Here is a 17,535-nt window from a genome sequence, read left to right as displayed (position 1 = left end):
TGTTTCTGTCGAGCCGCCCCGATCAGGCGGCCTTGGTTTTCATGGCCTCTTCGTCGCGCACCATTTTGGTCACGCCGGCGAAGTCGAGCTTGCCGGAGCCGAGCACCGGCACCTTCGGGACAATCCGCACTTCGGCCGGCACCATAAGGTCCATGGCGCCATTGGCCTTGGCGAAGGCGAGGAAATCCGCGCGAACGGCGCCGGGGGCCTCAGTGATCAGGATCAGCTTTTCACCCTTGCGTGCATCCGGCACGGTCGCGACCGCCGACAGCGAGCCCTTCCACAATTCGCCGGCCAAAGCCTCGACAGCCGCCAGCGAGATCATCTCGCCGCCGATCTTGGCGAAGCGCTTGGCGCGGCCGCGAATGGTGATGAAGCCGCCCTCGTCGATGGCGACGACGTCGCCTGTATCATGCCAGCCATTCTCAAGCGGTTCGAGCACGCCGGGCTTCTCGGCCCGGAGATAGCCCGCCATGACGTTGGGACCGCGCACGAACAGCCGTCCGCCATCGTCGACGCCAGGCACCGGGTCGAGGCGATATTCCATGCCGGGCATGATCTTGCCGACGGTTCCGGAGCGGTTGTACATCGGCGTGTTGATCGAGATGACCGGTGCCGTTTCGGTGACGCCGTAGCCCTCGAGGATGCGCACGCCGAACTTCTCCATGTAGGTCATGCGCGTCGCTGCCTTGACCGGTTCTGCGCCGGCAAAACAATAGCGTATCGAGCGGAAGTCGTAGGGGTGCGCGGTGCGCGCATAGCCGCTGAGGAAGGTGTCGGTGCCGAAGATGATCGTCGCGTTCGAGGCGTAGATCAGTTCCGGCACGATGCGGTAGTGCAGCGGCGAGGGGTAGAAGTACACCGGCACGCCCGAGATCAGCGGCAGCACCGTGCCCGCGGTCATGCCGAAGGAATGGAAGATCGGCAGCACGTTGAACACCTTGTCGCCCGAATGGAAGTCGATGCGCGACGCGGCCTGGGCGGCGTTGGCCAGGATGTTGCGGTGGGTCAGCACCACGCCCTTGGGCGTGCCTTCCGAACCCGAGGTGAACAGGATCACCGCGGGATCATCAGGCTTGCGGGGCGCGCGTGGCGTCGACTTGCGCAGCAGGCCGAGCAACTTGTCTTTCAGGCCGATGGTCGTCCTGAGATCGTCGAGCCAGACGATGTCGACCGAGCGGCCAAGTTCCTCGACCACGGCGCCGAGTTTTGCCTGTTCGACGAAGGCGCGGGACGTGAGCACGGTCTTCACCTCGGCCGCCTTGCAGGCTGACAGGATGTTGGCCGCACCGGCGGTGAAGTTCATCATCGCCGGAACCTTGCCGGCCGACATGACGCCGAGCAGCGCGGCGCAGGCGCCGTTGGCGTTGGGCAGCATGATGCCCAGCGTCTGCTGATCGGCATAGAGGTGCTCGAACTTCTCGCCGAGCACGGCGGCAGCGGTCAACAGCTTGCCGTAACTCAGCGAACCGGTGACCGGATCTTCCACGGCGAGTTGCTTCATGCCGCGTTCGTTGGCTGTCTGGATGATCTTTTCCAGCACGGTCTTGTCGATGTCCTGGGTGCGGAAGACGAGATCCGACATCACCTGGTAGAGGGCAGAGCCCGCCGCGGCGCGGCGCTTGCGGCCCTTCAGCTCCTGCGGCACTTCGAGCTTGACCGGTTCCAGAATGGTCACCTTGACCTTTGGGAACAGACGACGGCGCACATGCTGCGAGCTCAGCCGCGAGAAGTAGGTCTTCTCCAGCCCGTCGATGCGCACCGGCACAACCATCGAGCCGGTCTTGTCGGCAACCATGGCGGCGCCGTCATAGACCTTCATCAGGCCACCGGTGACAGTGATGCGGCCCTCCGGGAAGATGACCAGCGGATCGCCAGCCTGCACGACCTTGATCAGCGTGCGGGTGGACATCGGCTTGGCCGGATTGAGCGGCAAAGCGCGGGCAAGTTTCATGAACGGCTTCATCCACCAGGCCTGGGCGATGAAGTAGTCGATGGCGAAGACCGGCTCTTCGTCGGTCAAAGTCAGCGCCAGCGGACCGTCGAGGAAGCTGACATGGTTGAGCGCCAGGATCGGCGCCTTGCCGGCTGCCTTGAGGTTGTCCATGCCCTCGACCTCCAGGCGCAGGAAGGCGCGGAACAGTATGGAGACGAAATCGCGGAAGGGGTTGGTCGGCAGGAATTTCAACATCAGCCAGGCAGCAATCGCATTGGCCGCGGCGAGGCCGAACAGAATGCCACCGGTGGAGACTTTCGTCTGGATAACGGCGACGACAACACCGCCAACGGTCATGAAGCCGGCATTGACGATGCTGACGGCAGCGACGACGCGGGCGCGGCGCGCCTCGGGCGACCAGGCCTGCACGGCGGCGAAGGTCGGCACCACCAGGAAGGCGGCTGCAATGGCCATGCCGGCAAGGTCGATGGCGACGCGGATCGTGTTCGGGCCAGCGAAGAATGCGCCGAGGGTTTCTGCCTGGAGCGAAGGCGGCATGCTCCAGATGGTCCAGGCCAGATGCAGACCGAATAGCGCCAGCAGCGCCGTGCCAACCGGTGCCGGCAGAAGCACGATGCGGCCCTGCGACATCCAGGCGGCAATGGCCGAGCCGATGGCGATCGAGACGGCGAACACGGCGAGATAGACGGTGACCGCCATTTCGTTGCCGCCGAGCGAATCCTTGACCAGTGTCGGCAGGATCGACAGCACGATGGCGCCGATCAGCCAGAACCACGAGGTCATCAGGCCGGCGCGCCAGATGCGCATGTCGGTGCGCAATTCGGCGACCTGACGCCAGGTCGAGCGGAAGATGTTCCTGTCGATGACGAGGTCGGGCGCCGCCGAACCGGTCGACGGGATGTAGCGGCTGACGAGCCAGCAGCCGACGGCGAGCGCCATCATGATCGGTCCGAACACTGTGACGCCGATGCCATCGGCCGAAACGACGCCACCGGCAATGGTGCCGCCGAGGATGGCAGCAAAGGTGGCGGACTCGATCCAGGCGTTGGCCTTGGGCAGTTCCTTGCGCTCGAGGTGATCCGGCAGGATGCCGTATTTGATCGGCCCGAACAGCGCCGAGATGATGCCGAACATCAAGAGCGCCACCATCAGCACAGGAATGGACGACAGCGCGATGCCGACGACGGAGACACCTGCGGCGGCGATCTCGGCGAATTTCAGTCGCTTGGCGATAAGCGCCTTGTCGAAGCGGTCGGCAATCTCACCGCCAAGCGCGGACAGGAACAGGAAGGGGGCCATGAAGACGGCGCCCGCCAGAGTGACCAGAGACGCCGCCTGATCCGCCGCCAGCGTGAACAGAATAAGGAACACCAGCGTGTTCTTCAGGAAATTGTCGTTGAAGGCGGACAGGAACTGCGTCCAGAACAAAGGCGCAAAGCGCCGGGACGTCATCAGATGAGCTGTGGGACGGTTGATCGGAGCGATTTCCATAGCGGCGACTTCCATTGGGCAAGACCGGTGAAATCCTGTTGGGATTGATCAGCGGTCTTGCGCGGTTTGAGCCTTGTTTTAGCGGGAACCCGGTTACACTTCGTTACTGCGGCTGACATCCATCAGCAGTTTCTCGGTCTTGGCGTCTTCCAGCCGGTTGATGAAGCGGCTTGCCTCTTCCGCGTCGCGCAGCGTCTTGGTGATGGTGATCGAGGTGTGCACGAGCATGATGGCGGCCATGGCATAGAACCCCTTGGCGGCGAAGCTTGCCTCCATGAAGTAGATGCCGCCGGCCATCATCGAGGCGGCAACGGCGAAACTGGCCATGGTGAATGTCTTCCAGGCGGCTGTGTCCTTGGGTGCGTAGGTGTTGGGGGTCATCGGTATAATCCTTTCGTTTCAGGGTTAGGTTGGTTGGGCGCGGGTCTGTTTCAGGCCGGATACAATCAGGCCGGCTTGGTCATCGTCTTCGCCAGCCGTTCGAGCACGGCGTCGGCGCTGCTTCTCAACGGGGCGCCACAGCCGGCGGCCGCGAGCTTTTCGCTGACCGCGGCCGGATCGCCCGACTGTTCCATCTCGGCCATGGCAGCCGCGGTGGCGTCGATCTGCTTTTGCCGTGTGCGCAGGCGCAGCAGCGTCTCCTCGGCGTCCTTGAGGGCCGAGAGGCTGGAGCCCGGAGCGCTTTCACGCAGGCGCTGGGTCGAGTCGACCGCGGCAACGATGCGCTGGCCGCGCTGCAATTCACGCAGGCGCATTTCAGAGACGCGAATAATCCGCTTCAGCCGTTCGATTTCGGTGCTGAAGCTCTTCTGCGCCTCGCTGGAGGCATCGCGTTCGGCTTCCAGCATGGCGATGGTTTCGGCGGCCTCACGGGCCAGTTCATTTTGTCCCTGCTCGATCGCGGCGATGGTGCGCTTCTCCAGGTCGTCGATGCGGACGACCAGCTTCTTGAACTGCGCGACTTCCTGTTCGTTCTGGGCGATGGCAATGGCGACCGCCCGGCGGGCAGCGGCGATGGCGTCGGCGCAGTCGCGGATCTGCTGGCGCAGGATCACCAGCGCGTTGCGGTCGACGACCGCCTCGGCGGCTTCGTAGCTGCGGCCGCGAACGAGAGCAAAAAACTGTTTCAACATTCTCGTTTCTCCTCTATGAACGCTGTTCACGAATGCAACGTAACACATCGTGAACGGCGTTCAAGAGAAAAATGAACGGTGTTCATGAACTTCGGAGCAAGACGGTTAATGACGGCAAAACGGGACGCCAAACGTGAGGATCTCAGGGGCAGGCTGATCGAGGCCGCGCAAGCGCGCATTCAAGCCTCGGGGCTCGCCGGGCTGCGCGCACGCGACATCACGGCCGATGCCGGCTGCGCGCTGGGAGCGCTCTACACCGCCTTTGCCGACCTCGACGAGCTCATCCTGCACGTCAATTCGATGACGCTGGCGCGGCTGGGAGAGGTCTTGCAGCAGGAGGCGACGGGCGCCGCAGAGCCAAGGGCGAGGCTGAAGGCGCTGGCCAAAGCCTATCTCGACTTCGCCCGCGACAACCGCATGGCATGGAAGGCGCTGTTCGAACACCGCATGGCGCCAGGCGTGGCGGTGCCCGAATGGCATCTGGCGGAACATGCGGTGCTGATCCAGCATCTGGTCGAGCCGCTTGCCCAGCTGCTCCCCGCGCTGGACTCGCACGATCTGCTGGCCCGCGCGCGCACCCTGTTCTCCGCCGTCCACGGCATCGTCGCCATCTCGCTTGAGGACCGGTTCGTCGGCCTCGCGCCCACCGACCTCGAAGGCGAGCTGCTGGGTTTCGTCGACACCATGGTGAGCGGGCTGGAGACGGAAAGAGAATGAGCTGCCGCGATCGGCTCTTTGCCTCACCGCTCGGGCACGCTGCTGTTCATTTCCAAGGCGCGCTGGGAGGAAACCGCCAAGCAGCGCGACAAATCATCATCTGACGACCAGCTATTCGCTTGCCTTGGCACCTTATCTCGCAGCGAAGGCGGGCTTTAGCAGGCGCCGAGTCGAACTGTCTTCCAGAGATGCGCGCGCGATAGGCTCGGGGAAAAAATTCCGCTGGTGGAGCTGAGGAGGATCGAACTCCTGACCTCGTCATTGCGAACGACGCGCTCTCCCAGCTGAGCTACAGCCCCGTCCAGCGGATGGCGCATTTATCGAAGGCTGCGGTTTCCTGTCAAGGCATTGTCCTGCCGAAATCCCTTACCGCGATGCGCAGCGACAGGTGCTGTGCAAAGGCTGCCCTTGCCGGTTCCGCGCGCAATGGCTACATGTCGGCGACAATTTGGAGACCGGCATGCTCGCCCTTATTCAGACCATCGTCATGGCGCTTGATATCTACTGGTGGATCATCATCGCCTCGGCGATCTTTTCCTGGCTTTATGCCTTCAACGTCGTCAACTCGCGCAATCAGTTCGTCAGCAGCATCGGCAACATGCTCTACCGGCTGACCGAGCCGGCGCTGCGGCCGATCCGTCGGTTCATGCCCGACCTTGGCGGGGTCGACATCTCGCCGATCATCCTGCTTTTGCTCCTGTTCTTCCTCAGGCAGCTCATTCTCACCACGATAGCGCCGCTGGTCCTGTGAGGCCGAAGATCGCTTGAGCGCGCCTTTTCGTACCCGCGAGAATGGCATCGACTTGTTCGTCCGGCTGACGCCGAAGTCTTCCGCGGACAGGCTTGAAGGCGTCGAAATATCGGCGGACGGGCGAAGCTATTTGAAGGCGCGCGTGCGCGCCGTGCCGGAGAATGGCGCGGCCAATCAAGCATTGCAAAGACTTGTCGCCAAGGCGCTGGGCGTCCCGGCATCGGCGGTGTCGGTTGTTGCGGGCGCTACCGCTCGTTTGAAGACGCTGCGCGTGAATGGCGACCCGGCGGAGTTGATGACGAACGTCAAGGTGCTCGGCGGCTAGCTCTCAATCCCCCAGCGGCAGCTTTGGATCATCAACCTTCAGCGTGTTCACGCTCTGCTTGATGCGGCGCAAATTTTCGAGAACCCTGGGTCCGCGCGTCTCAGCGACCGAGGTGACGATCATGTCGACGATCGACAGCAACGCATAGCGCGACGAGGTCGGTTTGTAGATGTTGCCGTCTTCCAGCGACTGGAACTGGATGACAGTGTCGGCCGCTTTGGCCAAAGCGGAATCCGGCGGGGTGATGGCGATGGTGGTGGCGCCATATTGCTGGGCAACCTGGACCGCATCGATGACCGAGCGCGCATAGCCGGACACCGAAAAGGCGATCAGCGTCGTCTCTGATGTGGCGACCGCGGCATACATGCGCTGCAATTGCCCGTCGATCTGCGCCAGCACCGGCACGCCCAGCCGAAACAGCCGGTTCTGCATCTCGGTCGCCATCATCGAGGAAATGCCGCCGGAGCCGATGCACAGCACATTGCCTGAATTGACGATGCGCGCGGCGACGCCCACCAGCGTCTTCATGTCGAGGTTTTCGCTGGCACGCTGGATGGCGGCAATTGCCGCTTCGGTGATGGCTGAGGCGATGCGCTGCTCGCGCGCGTCACGGCTGAGCGGCTCGGGCGACAGATACTGACCGCCAATGGCGATGGCCTGTGCCAGATAGAATTTAAAGTCGCGCAAGCCCTCGCAGCCGAGATTGCGGCAGAAGCGAGTGACCGTCGGCTCGCTGACGCCGACACGCGCGGCGATCTCGGAGATCGCAGCCTTGGAGGCGAAGTCGAGATCGGTCAGCACGAGGCCGGCCAGGCGGCGGTCCGATTTCGTACCATCCTGCAACATCAGCTGCAGGCGGGTGATGATGTCGGCCGGCGTTTTCATTTCTGGGTTGCCGTCTTCATCCCTGGATTTTCGTTTTCATACCGGCGCCTTCATAGCGGCAGGCCTGTCGCCGTGTCGAACAGATGGATGTTGCCCGGCGCGACGGAGACCGGCAGCATCTCACCCGGCTTGACCTGTATCCGGTCGCGGAACACGGCGCGCACGGTGTCGGAACCTATGGCGCCATAGACATGGGTTTCCGAGCCGGTCGGCTCGACGACATCGACCTTGATCGCCATCGCGTCGGCGGCCTCGCCGATGACGAAGTGCTCGGGCCTTATGCCGGCCTCGACCGTGCTGCCTGCCGGCACCGTCTTGCCGCCGAGTGCCAGCCGCCCACCGCCGGCTGACTCGAACCAGGTCTTCTCGGGCGTGGTCTTAAGCGCCCCGGACACGAAGCTCATCGACGGCGAGCCGATGAAAGAGGCGACGAATTTGTTGGCGGGGCGGTCATAGAGCTCCAGCGGCGCGCCGACCTGCTGGATCTTGCCGCGGTCCATCACCACGATGCGATCGGCCATGGTCATAGCCTCGATCTGGTCGTGGGTGACATAGACGATGGTTGATTTCAGCCGCTGGTGCAGCGCTTTGATCTCCGTGCGCATCTGCACGCGCAATTGGGCGTCGAGATTGCTGAGCGGCTCGTCGAACAGGAACACCGAGGGTTCGCGCACGATGGCGCGGCCCATGGCGACGCGCTGGCGCTGGCCGCCCGACAATTCCCGGGGGTAACGGTCGAGATAGGAGAAAAGGTTGAGGATGCCCGACGCCTTCTTGACCTTCTCATCGATGGCCGGGCGCGCCTCGCCGCGGATCTTTGGACCGAAGCCGATATTGTCTGCCGCCTTAAGGTGCGGAAACAGCGCGTAAGACTGGAAGACCATGGCGATGTTGCGCTGCTGCGGCGGCAAATCGTTGGCGCGCACGCCGCCGATCAGCAGATCGCCTGAGGTGATCGGCTCCAGCCCGGCCAGCATGCGCAGCAAGGTCGACTTGCCGCAGCCGGACGGGCCGACCAGAACGACGAACTCGCTGCTTTTGATGTCGAGGCTGATGTTTTCGAGGATCTTGTGGCGTCCGAAGGATTTCGACAGGTCACGGAACTCGACATCGGTCATGGTCAGGCTCCCAAAATATCGTCGATGAAAGGCAGGAAGCCGGCGGTCAGTCCGGCATCCACCGGCACCACCGCGCCTGTTATGCCCGATGCGCGTTCCGAGGCGAGGAAGGCCACCGCCTCGGCCACTTCCGCGGCATCGACGATGCGGCCGAGCGGATAGAGCCGCTGCAGCTTGCCCAGAATATCAGGGTTCTTGGCCAGGCGATGGTCCCATGCGGCGGTGCGGATCGAGCCGGGGCAGACGACATTGGCGCGCAGGCCGCTGCGTCCGAGCTCAACCGCAACCGATTTCGCATAGGCGTTGATGCCGGCCTTGGCCGCGGCATAGGCGGGGTTGCCGAAATGGGAAATCGCATTGACCGAGGAGATGAAAACCACGTTGCCCGAACCACGCGCGGCCATCGCCTTGATCAGCGGATCGGCGAACAGCATCACCCCGGTCAGATTGAGGTCGAGTTCATGCTCGATCTTGTCGGGAGTCAATGCCGCAAGCGTCTCGGCGCGCGTCCAGCCGGCATTGTTGATCAGGATGTCGGGGACGCCGTCTTTCTCAAGGATCGCTGGTATCGCCGCTTCGATGGAAGCCCGGTCGAGCAGGTCGAAGACGTGGCGCGACGCTAGATGCGCACTGCCAAGCTGGTCTTGCGACTGGTCACAGCCGACGACGCGCGCGCCGCGCTCGGCCAGCAGCGCCACGATGGCCGAGCCGAGGCCGCCGCCGGCGCCTGTTACCAGCACAGTCTTGCCTGCAAATTCGGCGTTCGAAACCACCCTGCGCGTCTCCCTGGGGTCTACGATAGTCGCAAAACGCTATTTTAAGAAATGTAATTAAGCAACAGGATAATCCGCTTGCGCAGCGCGAAATGATGGATAATGTAGGAAAGTCACATAAAGCTTGTGCCGTCTGAAAGCCGCAAGAGCGCAGGCGCGCACCAAATGGGAGAGATCATATGACGCTTGCGAAATGGACCATAGGCCTGATGGCCGGAATGAGCATGCTGGCGCTGACGGCGCAGGCGGACGCCGGCGAAGTGCGCGTCACCGTCGCCGAATACAGCGCCAAGACCGGGCCGTATTTCGAGGCGGTGAAGAAGGAATTCGAAGCCGCCAATCCGGGCATCACCATCAAGTTCGAAGTGGTGCCGTGGGACGTGCTGCTGCAGAAACTGACCACCGACATCACCGCCGGCACCAATGCGGATCTGTCGATCATCGGCACGCGCTGGCTGATCGATTTCGTCCAGCAGGATGTCGCCGAGCCGCTGGACGGCTACATCAAGCCTGACTTCAAGGACCGCTTCATCGACACCTTCCTGTCGCCCTCGATCATGGAGGGCAAGACCTACGGCCTGCCGATCGCCGCTTCGGCGCGCGCCATGTACTACAACAAGGAATTGTTCGAGAAGGCCGGCATCGCCAACCCGCCGGCGACCTGGACCGAACTGCAGGAAGATGCGCGCAAGATCAAGGCGCTGGGCACCGGCACGTTCGGCTTCGGCCTGCAGGGCAAGGAGATCGAGACCGACGTCTACTACTACTATGCGATGTGGTCGCAAGGCACCGAGATCCTCAACAAGGACGGCACTTCCGGTTTGAGCACGCCGGGTGCGCTCGAAGCCGCCAAGCTCTACAAGTCGATGATCGACGAGGGTCTGACCGAGCCGGGCGTCACCTCCAACAACCGCGAGGACGTCCAGAACCTGTTCAAGCAGGGCAAGGTCGGCATGATGATCACCGCACCCTTCCTCTCCAACCAGATCAAGGACGAGGCGCCGAACCTGAAATATGGCGTGGCTGCCATTCCGGCCGGTCCGACCGGCGCGCGCGGCACGTACGGCGTCACCGATTCCATCATCATGTTCAAGAACTCCAAGAACAAGGATGAGGCGTGGAAGCTGCTCGACTTCCTGTTCACCACCGAACAGCGCGCCAAGTTCACGCAAGGCGAAGGCTTCCTGCCGGTGAACAAGGAAGAGGCCAAGATGGATTATTACGTCAACAATGCCGATCTGGCGGCGTTCACGGCGCTTCTGCCCGATGCCCGCTTCGCGCCCGTCATCCCGGGCTGGGAGGAAGTCGCCCAGATCACCTCGGATGCCATGCAGAAGATCTATCTCGGCGGCGACCCAGAGGCAGGCCTGAAGGAAGCGGCTGACAAGGCCAACGCGGTGCTGAAGAAATAGGGCGTATCTCCCTGCGCCCGGCGCGCCCTAGAGATCGGGGCGCGCCACTTTTCCTCTCCCTCCGGAGGGGGGAGAGGTGGCTCGGCGAAGCCGAGACGGAGTGGGGGAACCACCTGGCAACCGCCGCGAACGACATAGGAAGGGCACCAGGCGCAAGCATCGCCTCGCCTTGCGCCCAAGGGTCGACCTCCACTCCGTCGAGCTACGCTCGACACCTCTCCCCCGATCGACGGGGGAGAGGAAGGGCTCCCTTCCGCAACCGTTGCGGAGGGCGGGCAGGCAGGCAGGTGAGGGTCAGCGCAAACGTCTGCAGGAAACTCAAATCCTGAAGCGCTGCTCTAGAACGATATGCAAGATTGATCCGAGCTGGGATGCCAGCGCCACTGATGTCCAACACGGTACAAAACCGGCCGATGCAAAATCGCTTCTTGCCCTATATGCTGACCTTGCCCAGCCTGCTGCTGGCGGCTGTGGTCATCTTCTGGCCGGTCTGGGACCTGATCCAGATCTCGACGCATGATGTCAGCCGCTTCGGCCAGCTGCGCGAATTCAACAATTTCGCCAATTACGCCGCCTTCCTCGCCGATCCTGATTTCCTGGCGGCGCTTTGGCGCACCGGCCTGTGGACCGTGCTGGTGGTCGGCGGCGCGCTGCTTCTGTCGGTGCCGGTGGCGATGATCCTCAACACCGATTTCTACGGCCGCGGCATTGCCCGCGTCATCATCATGCTGCCCTGGGCTGTGTCGCTGACGATGACGGCGGTGGTCTGGCGCTGGGCGCTCAACGGTGAAAGCGGCATGCTGAATTCGGCGATGATCGGGCTCGGCTTGATCCATGAGAACATCCAGTGGCTGGCGCGCGCCGAGACGGCATTTCCGATGCAGGTGCTGATCGGCATATTGGTGACGGTGCCGTTCACGACGACGATCTTCCTCGGCGGCCTGTCGTCGATCCCGGACGATCTCTACGAGGCGGCGGCACTGGAGGGGGCGACGCCGCTGCAGCAATTCCGCGAGATTACTTTTCCGCTGCTGAAACCGTTCATCAACATCGCCATCGTGCTCAACACCATCTACGTCTTCAACTCGTTCCCGATCATCTGGGTGATGACGCAGGGCGGGCCGGCCAACTCGACCGACATATTGGTCACCCATCTCTACAAACTGGCCTTCCGCATCGGCAAGCTGGGGGAAGCGTCGGCGGTGTCGCTGCTGATGTTCGCCATCTTGCTGATCTTCACCATGATCTATGTGCGCCTCGCCATGCGGGAGCAACGGACATGACGCCCAAGCTGAAGCGCACCATCATCGCCTGGCTGCTGCTTTCGCCGCTGCTGGTGGTGACGGTCTTTCCGTTTGCCGTGATGTTCCTGACCGCGGTCAAGCCCAGGCAGGAAGTGCTGTCGCCGACCTGGTGGCCGAGCGAATTCCGCTGGTCGAATTTCGCCGACATGTGGGTGGCGACCGGCTTCGGCCAGGCGCTTGCCAATTCGCTTTATGTCTCTGTCATCGCCACGGTCGGCGCCATCCTGATCTCGGTTCCGGCGGCCTACGCCATGTCACGGTTTCGCTTTGCCGGCTATGGCGCCTTCCGCCAGTTCCTGCTGATCTCGCAGATGATCTCGCCGATCGTGCTGGTGCTTGGTCTGTTCCGGCTGATGGCCGCCTGGGGTCTGATCGAATCGACCACGGCGCTCGGGGTCATCTACATGGCCTTCAACGTCGCCTTCACCGTGTGGATGCTGCAGAGCTATTTCGACACCATCCCGCGCGATCTCGAGGAAGCCGCCTGGATGGAGGGCGCCGGCCGCTGGCTGACACTGCGAAGAGTGTTCCTGCCGCTCTGCCTGCCGGCGATCGCGGTCACCGCCATCTTCACCTTCATCAATGCATGGAACGAGTTCGTCGTCGCACTGACCATGCTGCGCAGCCAGGAAAGCTACACGCTGCCGATCCAGGTGTTCTCGCTGGTTGCCGGCCGCTACACGATCGAATGGCACCATGTGATGGCGGCAACGCTGCTGGCGACGCTGCCGGTGGCGATCCTGTTCATCTGGCTGCAGCGCTATCTCGTCCGGGGGCTGGCGCTCGGGGCGGTCAAATAGCCTTCTTACGGAGCTTCCATGCGCATCTTCACCGCCTCGCTGGCGACGGAAACCAACACCTTCTCACCGGTGCCGACCGATCGCGCGTCGTTCGAGATGGCCTTCTATGCCGGACCGGGCAAACATCCGGACACGCCGACACTGTGCTCATCGCCAATGGTTGCGCTGCGCCGGCGTGCCGCCAAGGATGGGCTGACCGTCATCGAAGGCACCGCCACCTGGGCCGAGCCGGGCGGCCTGGTGCAGCGGCAGACCTATGAGGCGCTGCGCGACGAGATTCTCGGCCAGTTGAAGGCAGCGCTGCCGGTCGACGCCGTCATTCTTGGCCTGCATGGCGCCATGGTGGCGCAAGGCTATGACGATTGCGAAGGTGACCTGCTTGAACGGGCACGCGCCATGGTCGGGCCGGATGTGGTGATCGCGGTGGAACTCGATCCGCACAGCCATCTGACGCCGAAGCGCGTCGCGGCGTCAAACATCATGGCCTACTTCCTCGAATTCCCGCACACCGATTTCTACGAGCGCGGCGAGCATGTCGTCGAGCTCGGGCTGGCGGCGGCGCGCGGCGAGATCAAGCCGGTCATCTCGACCTTCGACTGCCGCATGATCCAGGTGCTGCCGACCAGCCGCGAGCCAATGCGCTCCTTTGTCGACCGCATCAAGGCGCTGCATGGAAAGGACGGCGTGCTGTCGGTCTCGGTCATCCATGGCTTCATGGCGGCCGATGTGCCGGAAATGGGCACACGCATCCTCGTCGTCACCGACAATGACAAGGCCAAGGGCGATGCACTGGCGGAGCAGCTGGGGCGCGAACTCTACGCCATGCGCGAAAAGACGGCGATGACGATGCTGAACACCGAGGACGGCATTGATCGGGCGCTGGCCGTGCGCAAGGAGAACCCGAACAGACCGGTGGTCGTCGCGGACATATGGGACAATCCCGGCGGCGGCGTCGCCGGCGACGGCACCGTCGTGCTGCGCGCCATGCTGGCACGCGGCATCGACAATGTCGGCGTGGCGACGATCTGGGACCCGATCGCGGTCACCTTCTGCCAGGCGGCCGGCGAAGGCGCCGTTATCGACCTGCGCTTCGGCGGCAAGGCAGGTCCGCTGGCCGGCGAACCGATCGATGCGCGCGTGAAAGTGTTGAAGGCGGTTCCGGAGGGGTGGCAGAGTTTCGGGCCAAGCCGGGTCACGCTCGGGCCGACGGCAGTGGTGCGCATCGAAGGCACCGAAATCGACATCATCCTCAACACCAACCGCACGCAAACCTTCGAGCCGGATATTTTCTCCAACATCGGCGTCGATCCGATGCGCAAAAACATTTTGCTGATCAAGTCGACCAACCATTTCTACGCCGGCTTCGAACCGATCGCGGCGGAGATTATTTATCTGTCGGCGCCGAGCTCGTACCCGAGCAATCCGGCGGTGACGGATTACAAGAAGCTGACGCGGCCGGTGTGGCCGAGGGTCAAGGATCCTTGGGCGGTGTAATCTCCCCCCTCGAGGGGGAGATGTCGCCGAAGGCGACAGAGGGGGTCCTTGCGCGTGAAGCGCTAGCCTCCATCTGCCGCTGGAGGTCGAGCCCGGTCGGACCGACCCCCCTCTGGCCGCTTTGCGGCCATCTCCCCCTCGAGGGGGGAGAGTATGCAGCGCTACACCAATCCGCGCTTCACCATCATCGCTTCCGGCGACGGCATCTTGCCACGAAACGCCGTGTACAGCTCCTCCGGATCCTTCGACCCACCGGCGGCGTAGATGTTCTTGCGCAGCCGTTCGGCCAGCGCCGGGTCAAAGGGGTCGCCGGTTTCCTCGAAGGCGGCGAAGGCGTCGGCGTCGAGCACTTCCGACCACATGTAAGAATAGTAGCCGGCTGAATAACCGTCGCCGGAGAAGACATGGCCGAAGTGCGGGGTGCGGTGGCGCATGGCGATGGTGTCAGGCATGTGTAGCTTCTCCAGCGTTTCCGCTTCGAATTGAAGCGGCTGGTTCGGTGCATCCGAGCGCGCGTGATAGGCCATGTCGATCAGCGCCGAAGCGGTAAACTCGACCGTGGCGAAGCCGGCGCCGAAGGTGCGGGCGGCCAGCATCTTGTCGAGCAGCGCCTTCGGCATCGGCTTGCCAGTCTTCACGTGCAGCGCATGTTTTTCCAGCACCGCCGGCACCGTCAGCCAATGCTCGTAGAGCTGCGAGGGCAGTTCGACGAAATCGCGGCTGACCGACGTGCCCGCCACCGACGGCCAGGTGACGTCGGTCAGCATGCCGTGCAGTGCATGGCCGAATTCGTGGAACAGCGTCTTGGCCTCATCGACCGACAGCAGGGCAGCTTCGCCTGCCGGCGGCTTGGCGAAGTTCATGATGTTGTAGATCACCGGCTTGGAGCCGTGGCCCAGCTTGTAGCCGGACTTCAGCGCGCTCATCCAGGCGCCCGAGCGCTTCGAGGAGCGGGCAAAATAGTCGGCGAGGAACAGGCCGCGTTCACTGCCGTCCGCGTTCTTCACCACGAAGGTGCGTGCGTCGGGATGCCAGGCGGCAATGCCCTTCTTCTCCTCGAAGGTGATGCCGAACAGTTTTGTCGCAACGTCGAAACAGGCGTCGATGACGCGGTCGAGCTGCAGGTATGGCTTCAGCTCCGCCTCGTCGAAAGCGAATTTCTCCGCGCGCAACTTCTCCTGGTAATAGCGCCAGTCCCAGGCGGCGAATTTCTCGTTGCTGCCGGCCTCTGTCGCCAGCCGCTCCAGCTCCTTCTGGTCGGCGGCGGCCTTCTCCAGCGCCTTCTCCCAGACGGGGTCCAGCAAATCGTGCACGGCCTTCGGCGTCTTGGCCATGGTGTCGTCGAGCTTCAGCGCGGCGAAGGAGCCATAGCCGAGCAGCTTGGCCTTCTCGGCACGCAGCTTCAGCATGTCGCGCACCACGGATGTGTTGTCGCTGGCGCCGCCATTCTGGCCGCGCATGGTGAAGGCGCGGAAAGCGGTCTCGCGCAGGTCGCGGCGCTCGGAAAAGGTGGTGAACGGCTCATAGATCGAGCGCGACAAAGTGACGGCGTAACGGCCCTTCTGGCCGCGCGTCTCGGCGGCCTCGGCCATCGAGCTCTTCACGAAGTCGGGCAGGCCGGCAAGGTCTGCCTCATCGAGGAACAGCGCCCAGTCGCGCTCGTCGGCCAGCACGTTCTGGCCGAAAGTGGTGCCGAGCGAGGACAGCTCCTCGCTGATGTTGGCCAGCCGCTTCTTGCCGTCGGCATCGAGTTTGGCGCCGGAACGGACAAAGCCTTTCCAGGTCTTTTCCAGCACGCGCAGCGTCTCGGCGTCGAGTTTCAGGCTTTCACGGCGCTGGTAGAGATCGTCGATGCGGGCAAACAGTTTCTCGTTCATCGAGATGGCCGAGAAATGCCTCGACATCTTTGGCGAAATCTCGCGCTCCAGCGCCTGGATTTGATCATTGGTGTGGGCGCCGGCCCGGCACCAGAAGATCGATGAGACATGGTCGAGCGGCTTGCCGGCGAGCTCAAGTGCTGCCAGCGTGTTTTCGATGGTCGGCGCATCCTTGTTGCCGGCAATGGCATCGATCTCGGCCTCGTGCGCCTTGAGCGCCGCGTCGAACACGGCGGAGAAATCGCCATCGCCAATGCTGACGAAATCTGGCAGGCCGAGCGGCCCTTGCCATTTGGTCAGCGGATGGGCGGCGAGGTCGACGGTCTTCGTGGACGGCATGGGGGATCTTTCGATGGATGATTGGGGGGCTTGCTGACCGATGTAGGGCGATGCCTGGCGCGGCGCAACAGCGCGGCTGTTCAAGCTGGCGTCAGAAGCCGTCGCAATTTTCCGCGATCGCCGCTTGCGAACTGGCGGTGATGCGGTTGCCGGTGGCAAACGTCTCCTGCATCAGCATGTCATTGTTGGAGAAATCATAGCAGGCGATCACCGTGGTGACGCCGGCCTCGCTCTTTTCGATGCGATGGCGGATTGCGGCGCCGGCCACCGCACCCTTCCATTCGTCGATCGAGGCGATGAATTCCTGCTTCGACTGCACGACGCCGAGATCGTCGAGCTTGATGCGGACATCGTCGGCGAGCAGGTCCGACAATTCGGTGCGGTCGGCGACCAGCAGCGCCGAATACCAACGGTCGATGATGGCGCCGTCATCGGCGCGGGCTGGGGTGAGCGTCAGCGTCAGTACTGCCACGACGAAAGGGACCGCACGCCAATCCCGCATTTCTCGCCTCCTACGTCAAATCAGGCCGCTCGAAGTCGCCGGTGTCCTTGTTCATCACCCAAAGTTCGCCTGTCGAAATGTCGAACCAGGCGCCGTGCAGCGCCAGCCGTCCCTTGCCTTCGAGGATCGAAACGCAAGGGAATGTCCTCAGATTGGCAATCGAATAGCGGATGGAAATGCGCTCCAGCGCCGTCTGCCGTTCGGTCGCCGTCATGAAGGTGCTGGACGACACGGTCTCGGCCGCCGGCGCGATCAGGCTCATCCATTTGCCGATAAAGTCGCCGGGCGACAGCGGCGCCGAATTGGGATCGAGCGCGGCGCGGATGCCGCCGCAGCGGCCATGGCCCATCACCACGATGTTTTTCACCTTCAGGCTCTGCACGGCGAATTCGAGCGCGGCCGAGGTCGAGTGGAACTCACCATCCGGCGCGTATGGCGGCACCAGATTGCCGACATTGCGCAACACGAAGAGTTCGCCGGGGCCGGCGTCGAAGATCGCCTCGGGGGCGGCGCGGGAATCGCAGCAGGCGACGATCATGGTTTCGGGCGACTGCCCCTCGCGGGCGAGTTCGCGATAGCGTCCGCTCTCGGTCAGATAGCGGCCGTTCATGAAGTTGCGATAGCCGTTGAGAAGGTGTTCGGGGAGGTGGGGCATGG

General features: G+C 63.1%; 16 protein-coding genes and 1 tRNA gene. 7 read left to right on the top strand and 10 right to left on the bottom strand.

Going from position 1 to position 17,535, the window contains the following annotated elements; genetic code table 11:
- Nucleotides 1–22: 22 nt before the first annotated feature.
- The 3 genes from AC1DXM_RS19750 to AC1DXM_RS19740 form a co-directional block, all read right to left on the bottom strand.
- The gene (locus AC1DXM_RS19750) at nucleotides 23–3,448 is read right to left on the bottom strand and encodes an acyl-[ACP]--phospholipid O-acyltransferase (RefSeq protein WP_477235373.1); all 3,426 of its coding nucleotides are present in this window, start codon (nucleotides 3,446–3,448) and stop codon (nucleotides 23–25) included.
- Nucleotides 3,449–3,541: 93 nt separating this feature from the next.
- Complete coding sequence (locus tag AC1DXM_RS19745) at nucleotides 3,542–3,829, bottom strand: YiaA/YiaB family inner membrane protein (protein WP_477235371.1); 288 nt, start codon at nucleotides 3,827–3,829, stop codon at nucleotides 3,542–3,544.
- A 65-nt stretch (nucleotides 3,830–3,894) separates the two neighbouring features.
- Nucleotides 3,895–4,581, bottom strand: coding sequence for a PspA/IM30 family protein (locus AC1DXM_RS19740; RefSeq protein WP_477235369.1), 687 nt, complete (start codon nucleotides 4,579–4,581; stop codon nucleotides 3,895–3,897).
- Between the two features lie 108 nt (nucleotides 4,582–4,689).
- On the opposite strand from AC1DXM_RS19740, the gene AC1DXM_RS19735 reads away from it, so the two are divergent.
- Nucleotides 4,690–5,298: a TetR/AcrR family transcriptional regulator gene (locus AC1DXM_RS19735; RefSeq protein WP_477235367.1), complete on the top strand. Its 609-nt coding sequence runs from the start codon at nucleotides 4,690–4,692 to the stop codon at nucleotides 5,296–5,298.
- 223 nt (nucleotides 5,299–5,521) lie between these two features.
- Here AC1DXM_RS19735 and AC1DXM_RS19730 read toward each other — a convergent pair.
- Nucleotides 5,522–5,597, bottom strand: a tRNA-Ala gene (locus AC1DXM_RS19730).
- 161 nt (nucleotides 5,598–5,758) lie between these two features.
- On the opposite strand from AC1DXM_RS19730, the gene AC1DXM_RS19725 reads away from it, so the two are divergent.
- A complete protein-coding gene (locus tag AC1DXM_RS19725) occupies nucleotides 5,759–6,049 on the top strand; it encodes a YggT family protein (RefSeq protein WP_477235365.1) in 291 nt (96 codons plus the stop codon).
- Nucleotides 6,050–6,062: 13 nt separating this feature from the next.
- Nucleotides 6,063–6,374: a DUF167 family protein gene (locus AC1DXM_RS19720; protein ID WP_477235363.1), complete on the top strand. Its 312-nt coding sequence runs from the start codon at nucleotides 6,063–6,065 to the stop codon at nucleotides 6,372–6,374.
- A 3-nt stretch (nucleotides 6,375–6,377) separates the two neighbouring features.
- Here AC1DXM_RS19720 and AC1DXM_RS19715 read toward each other — a convergent pair whose 3' ends face one another.
- From AC1DXM_RS19715 to AC1DXM_RS19705, 3 genes are read right to left on the bottom strand one after another with little or no spacing between them, the layout of a single operon-like run.
- Nucleotides 6,378–7,259 (bottom strand): MurR/RpiR family transcriptional regulator, encoded by an 882-nt coding sequence (locus AC1DXM_RS19715; protein ID WP_112561284.1) that lies wholly within the window; start codon nucleotides 7,257–7,259, stop codon nucleotides 6,378–6,380.
- A gap of 50 nt (nucleotides 7,260–7,309) precedes the next feature.
- Complete coding sequence (locus AC1DXM_RS19710; RefSeq protein WP_477235361.1) at nucleotides 7,310–8,377, bottom strand: ABC transporter ATP-binding protein; 1,068 nt, start codon at nucleotides 8,375–8,377, stop codon at nucleotides 7,310–7,312.
- Nucleotides 8,378–8,379: 2 nt separating this feature from the next.
- Nucleotides 8,380–9,150, bottom strand: coding sequence for an SDR family oxidoreductase (locus AC1DXM_RS19705; protein WP_477235360.1), 771 nt, complete (start codon nucleotides 9,148–9,150; stop codon nucleotides 8,380–8,382).
- Between the two features lie 179 nt (nucleotides 9,151–9,329).
- Between AC1DXM_RS19705 and AC1DXM_RS19700 the strand changes: the two genes are divergently transcribed.
- The 4 genes from AC1DXM_RS19700 (at nucleotide 9,330) to AC1DXM_RS19685 (ending at nucleotide 14,160) form a co-directional block, all read left to right on the top strand.
- Nucleotides 9,330–10,562: an ABC transporter substrate-binding protein gene (locus AC1DXM_RS19700; RefSeq protein ID WP_477235358.1), complete on the top strand. Its 1,233-nt coding sequence runs from the start codon at nucleotides 9,330–9,332 to the stop codon at nucleotides 10,560–10,562.
- Nucleotides 10,563–10,975: 413 nt separating this feature from the next.
- Nucleotides 10,976–11,845: a carbohydrate ABC transporter permease gene (locus AC1DXM_RS19695; RefSeq protein ID WP_192254888.1), complete on the top strand. Its 870-nt coding sequence runs from the start codon at nucleotides 10,976–10,978 to the stop codon at nucleotides 11,843–11,845.
- A complete protein-coding gene (locus AC1DXM_RS19690) occupies nucleotides 11,842–12,666 on the top strand; it encodes a carbohydrate ABC transporter permease (protein WP_477235356.1) in 825 nt (274 codons plus the stop codon). Before AC1DXM_RS19695 ends, AC1DXM_RS19690 begins: the two co-directional genes overlap by 4 nt.
- 18 nt (nucleotides 12,667–12,684) lie before the next feature.
- Nucleotides 12,685–14,160 (top strand): M81 family metallopeptidase, encoded by a 1,476-nt coding sequence (locus AC1DXM_RS19685; RefSeq protein WP_477235354.1) that lies wholly within the window; start codon nucleotides 12,685–12,687, stop codon nucleotides 14,158–14,160.
- Nucleotides 14,161–14,321: 161 nt separating this feature from the next.
- On the opposite strand, the gene AC1DXM_RS19680 is transcribed toward AC1DXM_RS19685, so the two are convergent.
- The 3 genes from AC1DXM_RS19680 to AC1DXM_RS19670 all read right to left on the bottom strand — a co-directional run bounded on the left by AC1DXM_RS19680 (nucleotide 14,322) and on the right by AC1DXM_RS19670 (nucleotide 17,533).
- On the bottom strand, nucleotides 14,322–16,376 hold the full coding sequence (locus tag AC1DXM_RS19680) for a M3 family metallopeptidase (protein WP_477235352.1): 2,055 nt from the start codon (nucleotides 16,374–16,376) through the stop codon (nucleotides 14,322–14,324).
- A 91-nt stretch (nucleotides 16,377–16,467) separates the two neighbouring features.
- Nucleotides 16,468–16,878, bottom strand: coding sequence for a nuclear transport factor 2 family protein (locus AC1DXM_RS19675; protein ID WP_477235350.1), 411 nt, complete (start codon nucleotides 16,876–16,878; stop codon nucleotides 16,468–16,470).
- 10 nt (nucleotides 16,879–16,888) lie between these two features.
- Entirely contained in the window at nucleotides 16,889–17,533 is a 645-nt protein-coding gene (locus tag AC1DXM_RS19670) for a carbonic anhydrase (RefSeq protein ID WP_112561294.1), read from the bottom strand.
- Nucleotides 17,534–17,535 lie beyond the last annotated feature (2 nt).

The sequence above is a fragment of the Mesorhizobium sp. P3_A2 genome (genome assembly GCF_056403115.1).
This window is presented reverse-complemented; position numbering and strand designations above follow the sequence as displayed.